This is a genomic window from Microbaculum marinum (assembly GCF_037855135.1).
Lineage (GTDB): Bacteria > Pseudomonadota > Alphaproteobacteria > Rhizobiales > Tepidamorphaceae > Microbaculum > Microbaculum marinum.
Window position 1 is genome coordinate 181,280 of the sequence record NZ_JAZHOF010000008.1, and the last position, 13,880, is coordinate 195,159.

Genomic DNA, 13,880 nt, shown 5'->3' on the forward strand with positions numbered 1-13,880 from the left:
AGCGGCACGGCACGCCCTCTCGATCGTCATCCCGGACGGCCGCAAGGCCGAGCCGGCATCTGCGAGCCACAGGAGGCGCCCCGGCTCTCCGATCCCGGCACTCGCTCCGCTCGGCCGGGATGACGGCGGTGGGGCGCGTATTCGCCGCCAGTGCCGCGCTGATCCCGTCGAGCAAAGCCCTGAGACAGATAGCACGGCCCTCGCGCCGATCGAAACGCTACGACCGAGGAAACGCCTAAATGCCTGACCTGCCGAAAGAAGCACGGGCCGTCGTCATCGGGGGCGGCATCGTCGGCTGCTCCACCGCCTATCACCTCGGCAAGCTCGGCTGGACCGATACCGTCGTGCTGGAGCGCGCGAAGCTGACGTCGGGCTCCACCTGGCACGCCGCGGGCCTGGTCGGCCAGCTCAGGACCAGCGCCAACATCACCCAGCTTCTCGGCAATTCGGTCGCCCTCTACGACCGGCTGGAGGAGGAAACCGGGCTTGCCACCGGCTGGAAGATGAACGGCGGCCTGAGGCTCGCCTGCAACGAGGACCGCTGGACGGAGGTGCGCCGGCAGGCGACCACGGCGCATTCCTTCGGGCTGGAAATGCACCTGCTGAGCCCGCAGGAGGCCCGGGACCTGTGGCCGCTGATGGACGTCGACGACGTCGTCGGCGCGGCCTTCCTGCCGACCGACGGGCAGGCGAGCCCCTCCGACATCACCCAGGCGCTGGCGAAGGGCGCGCGGATGTCGGGGGTCCGGTTCTTCGAGGAGACGCCGGTGACGCGGATCCTCGTCGAGGGCGGCCGCATCAAGGGGGTCGAGACGCCGCACGGCACGATCGCCTGCGAGATCGTCGTCAACTGCGCAGGCCAATGGGCGCGCGAGGTCGGCAGGCTCGCCGGCGTCAACGTCCCGCTCGTCTCCGTCCAGCATCAGTACCTGATCACCGAGAAGATCGACGGCGTATCCTCGAACCTGCCGACGCTGCGCGATCCCGACCGGCTCACCTACTACAAGGAGGAGGTCGGCGGCCTCGTCATGGGCGGCTACGAGCCGAACCCGATTCCCTGGGCGGTCGACGGCATTCCGGACGGCTTCGAGTTCACGCTGCTGAACTCGGACTGGGACCATTTCTCCGACATGATGGAGCTGGCCCTCGGCCGCGTCCCGGCGCTGGCGGAAGCCGGCATCAAGGAACTGCTGAATGGCCCGGAGAGCTTCACGCCGGACGGCAACTTCATCCTCGGCGAGGCTCCGGAGCAGCGCGGCTTCTACATCGGCGCGGGCTTCAACGCCTTCGGGATCGCCGCAGGTGGCGGCGCCGGCATGGCGCTGGCGGAATGGGTCGTCGCCGGCGAGCCGCCGTTCGACCTGTGGCCGGTCGACATCCGCCGCTTCGGGCGGCCGCATTTCGACACCGACTGGATCCGCACCCGCACGCTCGAGCTCTACGGCAAGCACTACACGATCGCCTGGCCCGGCGAGGAGCATGACAGCGGCCGCCCGTGCCGCCGCTCTGCGCTCTACGACCGGCTGAAGTCCGCCGGCGCCTGCTTCGGCGAGAAGCTCGGCTGGGAGCGGCCGAACTGGTTCGCCGATCTCGCCGCCGGAGAGGAGGCGAAAGATATCTACGGTTTCGGCCGGCAGAACTGGTTCGAGGCGGTCGGCCGCGAGCATGCGGCGACGCGCGAGGCGGTGACGGTGTTCGACCAGTCGTCCTTCGCCAAGTTCCTCGTCGTCGGTCCGGACGCTGAAGCGGCGCTGACCTGGATCTGCGCGGGCAACGTCGCCCGCGCGCCGGGCCGGCTGACCTACACGCAGATGCTCAACGCGCGCGGCGGCATCGAGTGCGACCTGACGGTCGCCAGGCTTGCGGAGGACCGCTACTACGTCGTCACCGGCACCGGCTTCGCCACCCACGACCTGGACTGGATCCGCCGCAACATCCCCGGGGGCCTGAACGTTCAGGTGGTCGACGTCACCTCGGCCTATGGCGTGCTGTCGGTGATGGGGCCGAACAGCCGCGAGCTTCTGTCGCGCCTGACGCGGGCGGACCTGTCCAACGACGGCTTCCCGTTCGGCACGGTGCGGGAGATCGGCCTGGCCGGCGCGCCGCTGATGGCGCTCAGGGTCACCTATGTCGGCGAACTCGGCTGGGAGCTGCACGTGCCGACCGAATACGTGGTCAACGTCTACGAGGCGCTGATGGAGAAGGGCGCCGACCTCGGCGTGCGGCCGGCCGGCTACCGGGCGATCGAGTCGCTGCGGCTCGAGAAGGGCTACCGCGCCTGGGGCTCCGACATCGGACCCGACCACACGCCGCTGGAAGCGGGCCTCGGCTGGGCGGTAAAGCTGAAGTCCAATCAGGATTTTATCGGCCGCGAGGCGCTCCAGGTGCAGGCGCAGCGGCCGATGAAGAAGCTGCTGGCGGGTTTCACGGTCGATCCCGACATCGTGCTGCTCGGCCGCGAGACCATCTACCGGGACGGCAAGCGCGTCGGCTGGCTGACCAGCGGCGGCTACGGCTACACCGTCGGCAGGTCGATCGGCTACGGCTACGTCCGCAACGGCGACGGGGTCGACAGGGACTACGTCGTCGGCGGCAGCTACGAGCTGGAGGTCGCCACCGATCGCGTCCCAGCCGAGGTCTTCATGGAGCCGCTTTACGATCCCTCGATGAGCCGGGTGAAGCCGTGACGGGGCCTTTTTGTCCAGATCAGACGTCATCCCGGACGGCCCAAGGCCGATCCGGGATCACCAGGAACCGCAGCGCTGCGACCTGGGGCGATCCCGGCTCTGCGCCCGCGTGGCGGGCTTCGGCCGGGATGACGTCAATGCAACGTTGGCGAGCCGGACAAGACACTCATGACTGACCTGCCGTCCCAGGCCAAGATCGTCATCATCGGCGGCGGTGCGGTCGGCTGCTCGATCGCCTACCATCTCGCCCGCGCCGGCGCGCGGGACGTGCTGCTGCTCGAGAAGGCGCAGCTGACGCACGGCTCGACCTGGCACGCCGCCGGTCTCGTCGGCCAGCTCCGTTCCAAGAAGAACCTGACCCGGCTGATGCAGAATTCCGTCGCGGTCTACGACCGCCTGGAGGCCGAATCCGGGCAGGCGATCGACTGGAAGAAGGCCGGGTCGCTCAGGATCGCGGCGAGCGGCGAGCGCCTGGCCGAGATCCGGCGGTCGCTGACCCAGGCCAAGGGCTTCGGCTTCGAGGCCCACGAGATCTCACCTAAGGAGGCACAGGATCGCTTTCCGTGGATGACCCTCGACGGCGTGGTCGGCGCGGCCTGGATCCCGAGCGACGGCTACATCGACCCCTACGCGCTCACCCAGGCCTACGCGAAGGTCGCCCGCGCCGGCGGCGTGACGATCCGCGAGGGGGTGACAGTGACCGGCTTCGAAAGGGCCGGACGGCGGATCACCGGCGTCGAGACGAACCACGGCACGATCGCCTGCGAGACCATCGTCAACGCGTCCGGCATCTGGGCGAAGCGGGTCGGGGAGATGGCGGGCGTCGCGCTCGCCGCCGGCGCGGTCGAGCACCAGTACGTGGTGACCGAGAAGAAGATCGACGTCACCGCCGCGACACCGACCTTCCGCGATCCGGACCGGATCTTCTACCTGAAGCCGGACGTCGGCTCGTTCGCCATCGGCGGCTGGGAGCAGGGGGCGCCAGCCTGCTGGCCCGAGGGCGTGCCGTTCGAGTTCGGCCGCGAGCTGTTTTCGGAAAACTACGACCGGCTGGAACGGTTCATGCTGCCGGCCGCGGAACGTCTGCCTATCCTCAACGAGGTCGGCATCCAGACCGTCATCAACGGCCCGATCCCGGTCTCCGCGGACGGCGAGCCGGTGATGGGGCTGGCGCCCGAACTCGACAATTTCTACGTCGCCTGCGGCTTCACTGCCGGCATCGCCGCGTCCGGCGGCGCCGGCGAGGCGATGGCGAACTGGATCCTGCACGGCGATCCCGGCATGGACCTGTGGCCCTTCGACGTGCGCCGTTTCTCCTCGCATCAGGCCAACAGAACCTATCTGGCGGAACGATCGAGCGAATCCTACGGCCACTACTATTCGATTCACTGGCCGGGCGACGAACTGCAGTCGGCTCGCGGCGGGCGGCTCAGCCCCCTCTACGATATCCTGAAGAAGAACGGGGCCGTCTACGGCTCCAAGGCCGGCTGGGAGCGGCCGCTGTGGTTCGACACCGGCGAGGTGGAGGCCAGCGAGACGCCGAGCTTCGAGCAGAAGCCCGGCTGGTTCTCGGCCGTCGGCCGCGAGCACGTCAGGGTGCGCGAGGCAGTCGCGCTGATCGACCAGACGTCGTTCTCCAAGTTCGAGGTGACCGGCCCGGGCGCCTTCGAGGCGCTGCAGGGGTTGGCGGCGAACGACCTGGCGAAGCCGGATGGAAGTTGCATATACACGCAGCTTTGCAACGGGAGGGGCGGGATCGAGGCGGACCTCACGATCATGCGGCTCGACGCCGACCGGTACTACGTCGTGACGGGTAGCCAGTTCGGCGTCCGCGACGCCGGCTGGATCGCGCGGCATCTCCCGGATGACGGATCGGTGCAGCTTCGCGACGTGACCTCGGCCTTCGCCGTCATAAACCTGGTCGGACCGAAGGCGCGCGAGGTCCTGCAGTCGGTGACCTACGACGATGTCTCGAACGAGGCATTTCCGTATCTCGCCGTGCGCGACATCGAGATCGGGCTCGCGCGCGTCCGCGCCGCCCGCGTCGGCTATGTCGGCGAACTGGGCTGGGAATTGCACGTTCCCGCGGAACAGGCGGTTCACGTTTATCGCACACTCCGCGAGGCCGGCGAGGCGCACGGCATCGCCGACATCGGCTATCGGGCGATCGAATCCCTGCGGCTCGAGAAGGGCTTCGTCTACTGGTCGGCCGAGGTAACACCCGACACCGATCCCTACGAGGCCGGGCTCGGCTTCTGCGTCGCGCTTGACAAGGGCGACTTCATCGGCCGCGACGCCCTGGGCAGGATCAGGGCCGATGGCCCGGCCCGGCGACTTGTGACCCTGTCTGTCGACGGCTACGCGCCGCTGATCGGCGGCGAGGCGGTCCTGCACGAGGGCAGGGTGGTCGGCACGACGACGAGCGCCGGCTTCGGCTACACGGTGGGACGGACGATCGCCTTCGCCTATGTGCCTGCAGCACTTTCAAAGGCCCGGGACTTCGTGATCGAGGCCTATGGGAAGGCCTATGTTGCACAACGGGGCTCGCGCGCGCTCTACGATCCGAAAGGCGAACGGCTGAGGGGATGAGACAGTGGTGCGGCCGGCGGTCTTCTCGTGTCACGTCATCCCGGCTGCAGCGAAGCGAAAGGCCGGGATTGCCGCGTCCGCTGGCACTGCGGCTCGTGGCGATCCCGGATAGAAGCCGGAGCGGCTTCCGGGATGACGTTTTAGTGTGACAAAACGGGGAAATGTGACGATGACCGGAGCCGACATCGACAAGGCCAGAGCCGCGCTCGCCGGTATCTCCGCCTTCGCGGACCGGGACCTCGCCGGCGCGTCGATCTCCCGTCTCGGCGGAATGACCAATCTGGTGTTCCGCCTCGACCTGTCCCGCGACAGCTATTGCCTGCGTCTGCCGGGCGAGGGCACGTCGGCCTATATCGACCGCGCAGTCGAGCAGACCAACGCCCGCGCCGCTGCAGACGCCGGCGTCTCCCCCGAGGTCGTGCATTTCGGACCCGACGGCGTGATGGTCACGCGCTTCCTCGACGGGGCGCAGACGATGTCTCCGGCCCTGTTCGCGTCGACGCCGGGCGCCGTCGAGCGGGCGGGCAGGGCGTTCCGCATGCTGCATGACGGTGCCGGTACGTTTTCCTTCCGCTTCGAACTCTTCGCGATGATCGACGAGTATCTCGGCCATCTGAAGACGCTCGGCGCCGAGGTGCCGGACGGCTATCACGACGTGGTGGCGGAGGCGGAGACGGTACGGACGGCGCTGGCCGCCCACCCGCTTCCTCTGGCGCCCTGCCATTGCGACCCGCTCTGCGAGAACTTTCTCGACGCGGGCGACAGGATGTGGATCGTCGACTGGGAATATTCCGGTGTGAACGACCCGATGTGGGATCTCGGTGATCTTTCCGTCGAGGGCGGATTCGACGCGGAGATGGACCGGCGCCTGATGGAGTCCTATTTCGGCGGGCCCGCGTCTCCTGTCGATGCCGGCCGGATGGTCATCTACAAGGCGATGTGCGATCTCCTGTGGACGCTCTGGGGCCTGATCCAGCACGCCAACCGGAACCCGGCGGAGGATTTCTGGGCCTATTCGATCAACCGTTTCGAACGCTGCAAGGCACTGATGGCGACATCGGAGTTTTCCGGCCACGTGGAGACCGTGCGCAGAGGGTGAACCCTGGCGCCGCTGCTCCCGGCAGGTCCCGCGGCCGAGGGCGATGATTTGACGCCCCAGATCCGGCTTTCGGGCCCCGGAGCCCGCCATACGATCATCCGCCGACCCGAGAGGATGATCCGCGATGCCCGGTCTCGACCTGCTGCTCCCCTTCTTCGCCGCCACGGCCGTCTTCGCCTGCGTGCCGGGCCCGGGAATGTTCTTCGCCGCGACGCAAACGATCGTGCGCGGCAGCCGCGCCGGCTGGCTGGCGGCGCTGGGGTTCCACCTCGGCGGCGTGTTCCACATCGCGGCGGCCGCGTTCGGGCTTGCGCTGGTGCTGAAGACGGTTCCCCTCCTCTTCACCGTCGTCAAGCTTGCCGGTGCCGCCTATCTGGTCTGGCTCGGCATCAGGTATGTCATCGGCCTGGGAGGCGGCGCGCGGCAGGCTGTGTCCACCGGTCCGGTATCGGGACGCAAGGCCCTGCGCGACAGCCTCGTCGTCGAGATCCTCAATCCGAAGACGGCGCTGTTCTATCTGGCCTTCCTGCCGCAGTTCACGGACCCCGCCGCAAGCCTGCCGGTTTGGGCGCAGGTCCTGATTCTGGGCGCCGCGGTGAATGTCATGTTCTCCGCGACCGATGCGATCTGCATCGTCCTGTCGGATCGCGTCGCCAGCAGTCTTTCCGGTTCCCGCCGGGTCGAACGTCTGGCGCAGCGGATCGGCGGAGGCGTGCTGATCGCCTTCGGCGTCAATCTCGCCGTGTCGCCGCAGTAGCGCTACGTTTCCGCCCGAAAGGTCGAGGGCGGCATGTGGGCGGTGAGGTCGGCAGCGCGTTCCAGGTGGCCCCTCAGTGCGGCTTCCGCCGCCGGAGCGTCGCCGTCCAGGATCGCCTGGGCGATCTCGCGGTGCTCGGCGACCGAGTGGCAGAGTATCTCCGCCGTCAGGCCGCCGCTGACCTGGAACATGATGAGGGGCAGCTGCAACTGGCTGTGCAGCGTCACGAGCTGGCAATTGCCGCTGGCGCCGACGATGGCGTCGTGGAACTGCTTGTTCTCCTCCAGATAGGCCATCGCCGACAGGCGCGGGGCTTCCGACCAGATCGGCGCGATGGCACCCTCGAACGCGGCGCGGATATCGGGTTCGGAGACATTGCTCGCCGACAGCCGCGCGGCCAGGGCCTCCAGTTCGGTGCGGATCTGGAAGAGCTCTATCGTTTCCGTCAGGGTCAGGCGGCGAACCAGCGCCCCCCGGTTCGGAACCGTCTCGATCAGTCCTTCCGCTGTCAGCCTGCGGAAGGCCTCGCGCAGCGGTCCCCGGCTGACGCCGAGGTCGCGCGTCAGGTCCGCTTCTATGAGCCGCTGTCCGGGCGCGTAACGGGTGGTCAGGATGCCGGATCGCAGGTGCTCGACCACCCGCTCCACGGTCGAGCCCCGGCTTGACGTTCGGGGTGCTGTCTCGGGGGCAGTGCCGGTGGCGCTCATCGCATTCGAGGGGCTTGGATAAACCTGCTTGTCAGGGGTAGTTGACATCCGGTGTCTAGTCAATATTGTCCTACAATGTTAACAGGCAATAATCGGCCGCCGCATCGATTGGCGGTCGCGGGAGGTGCGATTCCACCGCACGGCGGCAAGTGCAGCGGCGGATTCGGCGCAACGGACGGTCAGGGATGGCAATAGGCAAGCACGGCGCAGCGCAGACATCGATCTGTACCTCCTGGCCCGATCGGATCGAGGTGCGCGGACGCGATCTGTGCAACGACCTGATGGGTCACGTCGGGTTCACCGACTACTTCTTCCTCCTGGTTACCGGTCGAATGCCGACGCCGGACCAGAGCTACTTCCTCGACACCCTGCTGGTTGCGATCGCCGAACACGGCCTGACACCGACGGCACAGGCGGCGCGGATGACCTATGACGCCGATCCGGCGGCTCTGCAGGCCGCAGTCGCGGCGGGAATTCTCGGATGCGGCTCGGTGCTGCTGGGAACCTCGGAGCTCTGCGGCAAGTTGCTGGTCGAGGCGCGTCGTCGAGTCGACGCGGGAGAGGATGCCGATGCGGTCGCCGAATCGATTGCGCGCGAGTATCGCGAGAGCCGGCGCGCCTTTCCCGGCTTCGGCCATCCGGTCCACAAGCCGGTCGATCCGCGCACCGTGCGCATCTTCGAGATGACGGCCGAGCGCGGCATCGAGGGCCCCTATATCGACATGGCGAGGCGTTTCCCGGCCGCCGTCGAGCGGGTCTGGGGCAAGCCGCTGACGATGAACGTCCAGATGCCGATCGCCGCGGTCCTGCTGGAACTCGACTTCCCCGCGTCGGTGATCAAGGCGATTGCGATCCTGGCGCGAACCGGCGGCCTGCTCGCCCATCTCGCCGAGGAGAGCGATGGCCAGATCGGCTTTCTGATGGCCTCTCACGGCGAGGACGCAATCGCCTATGTCCGCCAGGGGGAGGAGGGCACCCGATGATCCAGGAGCCGGAACTCGAAACGCTCGCCTGGGAGGACCGCCTGCGCCGCGACGGGCAACGCTATCGCGAACAGGTCGGCTACCTGTTCGAGCATTCGCGGTTCTATCGCAGGAAGCTCACCGAGGCGGGTTTCGCCGCGGCGGCCGATGTCGGCGGACTGGAGGATATCGCCGAACTGCCGTTCACGGAGAAGGACGAGTTGCGTGCGACCCGAAGCGAGGCCGACCCGATAGGAACCCATCTGGCCGCTCCCATCGAGGAGGTCGTGAGGATCTTCTCGACCAGCGGGACGACCGGCCTGCCGAGCTACATTCCGCTCACCGCCGGCGATCTCGACAACTGGGTTCGGACCTCGTCGCGCACCTATGCGGCGACCGGCATGGAGAAGGGCCGTCGCGTCGTCTCGACCTACAACGCCGGCCCGTTCGTCGCCGGCGCGGCGCTCGACGCCTTCAACCGCCTCGGCGTCTGCCACATACCGGTCGGCACCGGCAACACCGAGCGGCTGATGACGGCAGTGCAACTGCTGAAGCCCCAGATGCTCGTGCTGACCCCGTCATATGCCCTGCACCTCGCCGAATGGGCGCGCGACCGAGGCATCGATACCGCCGGGTCGAGCGTCGAGCGGATCATGGTCGCGGGCGAACCGGGTGGCGGCGAGCCGGCCATGCGCGCCCGCCTCGAGGAGGCCTGGGGCGCCGTCGTCGTCGAGGCGATGGGTATCGGCGACATCTCGGTCTCGCTGTGGGGCGAGTGCGAGGCCCGGGACGGCATGCACTTCTGCGGGCAGGAGTTCGTGCATTTCGAGCTCATCGATCCCGACAGCGGCGCGTCGCTGCCGGTGGAGGACGGCGCCGAGGGCGAACTCGTCTACACCCACCTGAGGCACCGCGCCGCGCCGCTGCTGCGGTTCCGCTCGCGCGACCACGTCAGGCTGCGCACCGGCACCTGCTCGTGCGGCCGTACCGCGCCGCGCGTGCGCTGCATCGGCCGCACCGACGACATGCTGATCGTGCGCGGCATGAACGTCTTTCCGACCGCGGTGCGCGAGGTCGTCAACGCCTTCGCCCCGGCGGTGAGCGGCGTGATCGCCATCCGGCCGAAGGCGCCGGGGGTCAAGCAGGAGCCGCCGCTGCCGGTCGCCGTCGAGCTTGCCGAAGGCCACGAGGGGACGCCGGAACTGGCAGAGCGCATCCGCAAGCGCATTCGCGACACGCTGGTGGTCACCACGGATATCGACCTGGTGGAGTGGGGCTCGCTGCCGAGGTCCGAATACAAGTCGAAGCTGGTCGAACGATCCTGAACATCGGAGGCAGTACCATGGACAACACCCAGATCCGCAAGCTGCAATCGCAGGGCGTCCACCACATCACGCTGGTAGGCGCCAACCGCCAGACGTCGATCGACTTCTGGGAAGGCGTGCTCGGCATGCCCTTCATCTTCGAGCAGCCGAACCTCGACGTCTCCGACGAGAGCCATCTCTACTTCGATCCCGGCGACGGCCGGCTGATCACGATCTTCACGAAGGAGGACCGCGTACCGGATCCGCGGCGTACCTCGACGGAGCCGGGCGCCGTCCACCACATCGCCTTCGCCGTGTCGAAGGCGACCTTCGATCAGGCCATCGACCGACTGGACCAGCGCGGCATCCGGCATTCCGGCGTCAAGGACCGCGGCTTCATGGATTCGATCTACTTCAACGATCCGCTCGGCCTGACGATCGAACTCGCCTCCTATCGCTTCGAGCCGCCGGCGGGGTTCACCCATGCCGACGTGCTGCTGGAAGCGCATAAGATCCGCACCGGACGCGGTGACTACAATATCGAGAAGGTTCATCTGGCCGACGCGATCGAGGCCCTGACCGAGCGTTCGCGCGACAGTCTGTCGGCCGACCGCTCGCCGAAGAATCCCTACTGAACGCCGACCATCCCTGGAGATCCGATATGAAGCTCTACATGCATCCGGTTTCGATGACGAGCCGGCCCGTTCGCCTGTACATCGCCGAGAAGGGGCTCGAAGTCGACGAGGAGGTGGTGGACCTGTTCACAGGCGCCCATCACCAGGAGCCGTTCGCCTCGTTCAATCCGAACAAGCTGGTGCCTGTTCTGGAGGACGGGGACTTCAAGCTGACCGAGTCCTCGTCGATCCTGAAATACCTCGCCGAGAAGTACGACCTGCCCGAATACCCGAAGGACCTGAAGAAGCGGGCGAAGGTCAACGAGATCATGGACTGGTTCAATTCGAACTTCTATCGCGACTACGCCTACGGCTTCATCTATCCGCAGGTTTTCCCGCACCACAAGCGGCCGACCGACGAGGCCCACGCCGAGACGATCAAGTGGGGCAAGGCCAACTCGGAGAACTGGCTGAAGGTCCTCAACGACTACTGGATCGGTCCGGACAGGCAGTATCTGACCGGCGACGATGTGACGATCGCCGACTATTTCGGCATTGGCCTGATCACGCTCGGCGAGGTCGTCCATTCGGATTTCTCGAAGTTTCCGAACGTCAAGCGCTGGATGGACAACATGAAGAAGCTCGGCAAGTGGGACGAGATCAACGAGGTGTTCTACGGACTGGTGGCATCGACCAAGGACCAGCCGCTCGAGGCGATACGGTAGCGGCTACCGGTGTTGGGGGAGGTTCGCGGCCTCTGGAGGTCGCGGACCGGAACGCGGCGGGTCGCTGGGGGGCCGCCGCGTTCCCTTTTGGAGAATTCAGTTGCCGTTGATCGCCCGCCAAACCTTCTCCGGGGTCACCGGCATCTCCATGTGGGTCACGCCGTAAGGCCGGAGCGCATCCACCACCGCATTCATGATCGCCGACAGCGAGCCGGCGCAGCCGGCCTCGCCGCAGCCCTTCACGCCGAGCGGGTTGGTCGTCGCCGGCACCGGATGGCTGGCGAACACGAAGTCCGGCGCGTTGTCGGCCCGCGGCATGGCGTAGTCGGTGAACGAACCGGTCAGAAGCTGGCCCTCCTCGTCGTAGAGGGTCGTCTCCATCAGCGCCTGGCCGATGCCCTGCATCACACCGCCGTGCAGCTGTCCCTCCACCAGCATCGGATTGAGGATGGTGCCGAAGTCGTTGACCATCGTGTAGCGCACCACTTCCACCACGCCGGTCTCCGGGTCTATCTCCACCTCCGCGACATGGCTGCCGTTGGGAAACGACGACGGGATAACGTCGGTAAGATGAGTGACGTCGAGCCCGTCGGGAGTCCCATCGGGCAGAGCGAGGCCCTGCCGCACCTTGTCGGCAAGCTCCATGATGTCGATCGACAGGTCGGTGCCGGCGACAGAGAAGCGTCCGTCCTCGAACTCGATGTCCCCGACCGCGACCTCCAGCGCCACGCCGGCGAGTTGCTTGCCCTTCTCGACCACCTTTTCGCTGGCCTCGGCAATCGCCGCGCCGCTCATCATCGCAGAGCGCGAGCCGCCGGTCCCGGCGCCGAACACGACCTCGTCGGAATCGCCCTGGCGCAGGCGGATGCGGTCGAACGGCACGCCCAGCTTCTCGGACAGGACCTGCGCGAATGGGGCGGCATGGCCCTGGCCGTAGTCGAGGGTGCCGGTGATGATCGACACCGTGCCGTCCTCCTCGAAGCGGATGCCGCCCATCTCCTTGTTGGGCGGTGCCGTCACCTCGAGATACGAACCGATGCCGCGGCCAAGCAGCTTGCCGCGCTTCTTCGCCTCGCGGCGGCGCGTCTTGAAGCCGTGCCAGTCGGAAAGCTCCACCGCGTCGTTGAGGACGCCCGGAAAATCGCCGCTGTCATAGGTGAGATCCGAGGGCGCCCTGTAGGGAATCTGGCTTGGCTTGATCTGGTTGCGCTTGCGGATCTTCACCCGGTCGAGGCCCATCTCCTCGGCTGCGGTGTCGATCAGTCGCTCCATCAGGTAGTTGGCGTCCGGCCGCCCGGCGCCCCGGTATGGGCCGGTGAAGGTGGTATTGGTGAAGGCGCACTTGATGCCCACCTCGATCAGCGGCGTGCGGTAGACGCTGACGACGTTCTTGGCGATGTTGGCAGTGAAGTAGATCGGCGCGACATGGCCGAGATGCGCGCCGATGTTGCCGAAACCTTCGAGACGCAGGGCCAGGAAGTTGCCGAGCTTGTCGAGCGCGAGCGTGCCGGTCACCTGGATGTCGCGGCCGTGGCTGTCGGAGACGAAGGCGCCGGAGCGGTCGGACGTCCATTTGACCGGTCGTCCGAGATCCTTGGCGGCGTGGCAGACCAGGACGGTCTCGGGATAGAGCATCGACTTCATGCCGAATGACCCGCCGACATTGTCGGTCAGCAGATGCACCATCTTCGGTTCCACGTCGAGGACGGCGGCCAGGAAGTTGTGCATGGCGAAGACCCCTTGGCTGGGGACATGCACCTCGTAGCGCCCGGTCTCGGGTTCGAAGCGGGCAAGCGCCGCACGCGGCTCCATGGCAGCGACGACAAGCCGGTCGCTCGACAGCGAAAGGCGCGTCACGTGGTCTGCCGCGGCGATGGCCCTGTCGACGGCTTCGCTGTCGCCGGAGTGGAAGTCGATCGCGAGGTTGCCCGGCGCCTCTTCGTGGATCTGCGGCGCGCCTGGTTTCAGCGCCTCCTCGGCGGAGGTCACCGCGGGCAGGGGGTCGATGTCGAGTTCGATCGCTTCGGCCGCGTCGCGGGCCTGGGAGGCGGATTCGGCCACAACGAATGCGACCGGGTCGCCCACGAAGGTCACCTTGCCAACGGCCAGCAAGGGGCGCGGCGGCTTGGCCATCGGAGTGCCATCGCGTCCGGTCATCTGGATGTTGGCCGGCAGGCTCCCGTAGCCCGCGGCCTCCAGGTCCGCCCCCGTGTAGATTGCCAGAACGCCGGGCATCTGCCTGGCGGCCGAGATGTCGATGGCGCCGATAGTGCCGTGCGCGAATGGCGAGCGGAGCACGTAGCCGTATGCCTGGCCGGGCAGCGATATATCGTCCGTGTAGCGCCCCTTGCCGGTGACCAGCTTGGGGTCCTCGGAGCGGCGGACGGATTGACCAATGGCGAATTCGGGGGAACGGCTCATAATGGGGGCAGCCTC

General features: G+C 67.2%; 10 protein-coding genes. 8 read left to right on the forward strand and 2 right to left on the reverse strand.

Going from position 1 to position 13,880, the window contains the following annotated elements; all coding sequences use genetic code 11:
- The first annotated feature begins 239 nt into the window (after positions 1-239).
- The 4 genes from V3328_RS19290 to V3328_RS19305 all read left to right on the forward strand — a co-directional run bounded on the left by V3328_RS19290 (position 240) and on the right by V3328_RS19305 (position 7,132).
- Complete coding sequence (locus tag V3328_RS19290; protein ID WP_340331346.1) at positions 240-2,687, forward strand: GcvT family protein; 2,448 nt, start codon at positions 240-242, stop codon at positions 2,685-2,687.
- Positions 2,688-2,855: 168 nt separating this feature from the next.
- A complete protein-coding gene (locus V3328_RS19295; RefSeq protein ID WP_340331347.1) occupies positions 2,856-5,276 on the forward strand; it encodes a GcvT family protein in 2,421 nt (806 codons plus the stop codon).
- A gap of 169 nt (positions 5,277-5,445) precedes the next feature.
- Positions 5,446-6,375, forward strand: coding sequence for a phosphotransferase (locus V3328_RS19300; RefSeq protein ID WP_378758902.1), 930 nt, complete (start codon positions 5,446-5,448; stop codon positions 6,373-6,375).
- 124 nt (positions 6,376-6,499) lie between these two features.
- Complete coding sequence (locus V3328_RS19305; RefSeq protein WP_340331349.1) at positions 6,500-7,132, forward strand: LysE family translocator; 633 nt, start codon at positions 6,500-6,502, stop codon at positions 7,130-7,132.
- A 2-nt stretch (positions 7,133-7,134) separates the two neighbouring features.
- On the opposite strand, the gene V3328_RS19310 is transcribed toward V3328_RS19305, so the two are convergent.
- Positions 7,135-7,887 (reverse strand): GntR family transcriptional regulator, encoded by a 753-nt coding sequence (locus V3328_RS19310; protein ID WP_340331350.1) that lies wholly within the window; start codon positions 7,885-7,887, stop codon positions 7,135-7,137.
- A 137-nt stretch (positions 7,888-8,024) separates the two neighbouring features.
- On the opposite strand from V3328_RS19310, the gene V3328_RS19315 reads away from it, so the two are divergent.
- From V3328_RS19315 to V3328_RS19330, 4 genes are read left to right on the forward strand one after another with little or no spacing between them, the layout of a single operon-like run.
- Positions 8,025-8,822, forward strand: a complete 798-nt coding sequence (locus V3328_RS19315; RefSeq protein WP_340331351.1) for a citryl-CoA lyase — start codon at positions 8,025-8,027, stop codon at positions 8,820-8,822.
- A complete protein-coding gene (locus V3328_RS19320; RefSeq protein ID WP_340331352.1) occupies positions 8,819-10,126 on the forward strand; it encodes a phenylacetate--CoA ligase family protein in 1,308 nt (435 codons plus the stop codon). The genes V3328_RS19315 and V3328_RS19320 overlap by 4 nt, the downstream gene beginning before the upstream one ends.
- 32 nt (positions 10,127-10,158) lie before the next feature.
- Positions 10,159-10,740 carry a VOC family protein gene (locus tag V3328_RS19325; RefSeq protein ID WP_340331496.1) on the forward strand — a complete coding sequence of 194 codons (582 nt, stop codon included), beginning with the start codon at positions 10,159-10,161 and terminating at the stop codon, positions 10,738-10,740.
- Between the two features lie 26 nt (positions 10,741-10,766).
- Complete coding sequence (locus V3328_RS19330) at positions 10,767-11,444, forward strand: glutathione S-transferase family protein (protein ID WP_340331353.1); 678 nt, start codon at positions 10,767-10,769, stop codon at positions 11,442-11,444.
- A gap of 96 nt (positions 11,445-11,540) precedes the next feature.
- On the opposite strand, the gene V3328_RS19335 is transcribed toward V3328_RS19330, so the two are convergent.
- Positions 11,541-13,865 carry a xanthine dehydrogenase family protein molybdopterin-binding subunit gene (locus V3328_RS19335; protein ID WP_340331354.1) on the reverse strand — a complete coding sequence of 775 codons (2,325 nt, stop codon included), beginning with the start codon at positions 13,863-13,865 and terminating at the stop codon, positions 11,541-11,543.
- Between the last annotated feature and the right edge of the window lie 15 nt (positions 13,866-13,880).

Coding starts and splice junctions, on each gene's coding strand:
- V3328_RS19290 (WP_340331346.1), top strand. CDS start 240: ATGCCTGACCTGCCGAAAGAAGCACGGGCCGTCGTCATCGGGGGCGGC.
- V3328_RS19295 (WP_340331347.1), top strand. CDS start 2,856: ATGACTGACCTGCCGTCCCAGGCCAAGATCGTCATCATCGGCGGCGGT.
- V3328_RS19300 (WP_378758902.1), top strand. CDS start 5,446: ATGACCGGAGCCGACATCGACAAGGCCAGAGCCGCGCTCGCCGGTATC.
- V3328_RS19305 (WP_340331349.1), top strand. CDS start 6,500: ATGCCCGGTCTCGACCTGCTGCTCCCCTTCTTCGCCGCCACGGCCGTC.
- V3328_RS19310 (WP_340331350.1), bottom strand. CDS start 7,887: ATGTCAACTACCCCTGACAAGCAGGTTTATCCAAGCCCCTCGAATGCG.
- V3328_RS19315 (WP_340331351.1), top strand. CDS start 8,025: ATGGCAATAGGCAAGCACGGCGCAGCGCAGACATCGATCTGTACCTCC.
- V3328_RS19320 (WP_340331352.1), top strand. CDS start 8,819: ATGATCCAGGAGCCGGAACTCGAAACGCTCGCCTGGGAGGACCGCCTG.
- V3328_RS19330 (WP_340331353.1), top strand. CDS start 10,767: ATGAAGCTCTACATGCATCCGGTTTCGATGACGAGCCGGCCCGTTCGC.
- V3328_RS19335 (WP_340331354.1), bottom strand. CDS start 13,865: ATGAGCCGTTCCCCCGAATTCGCCATTGGTCAATCCGTCCGCCGCTCC.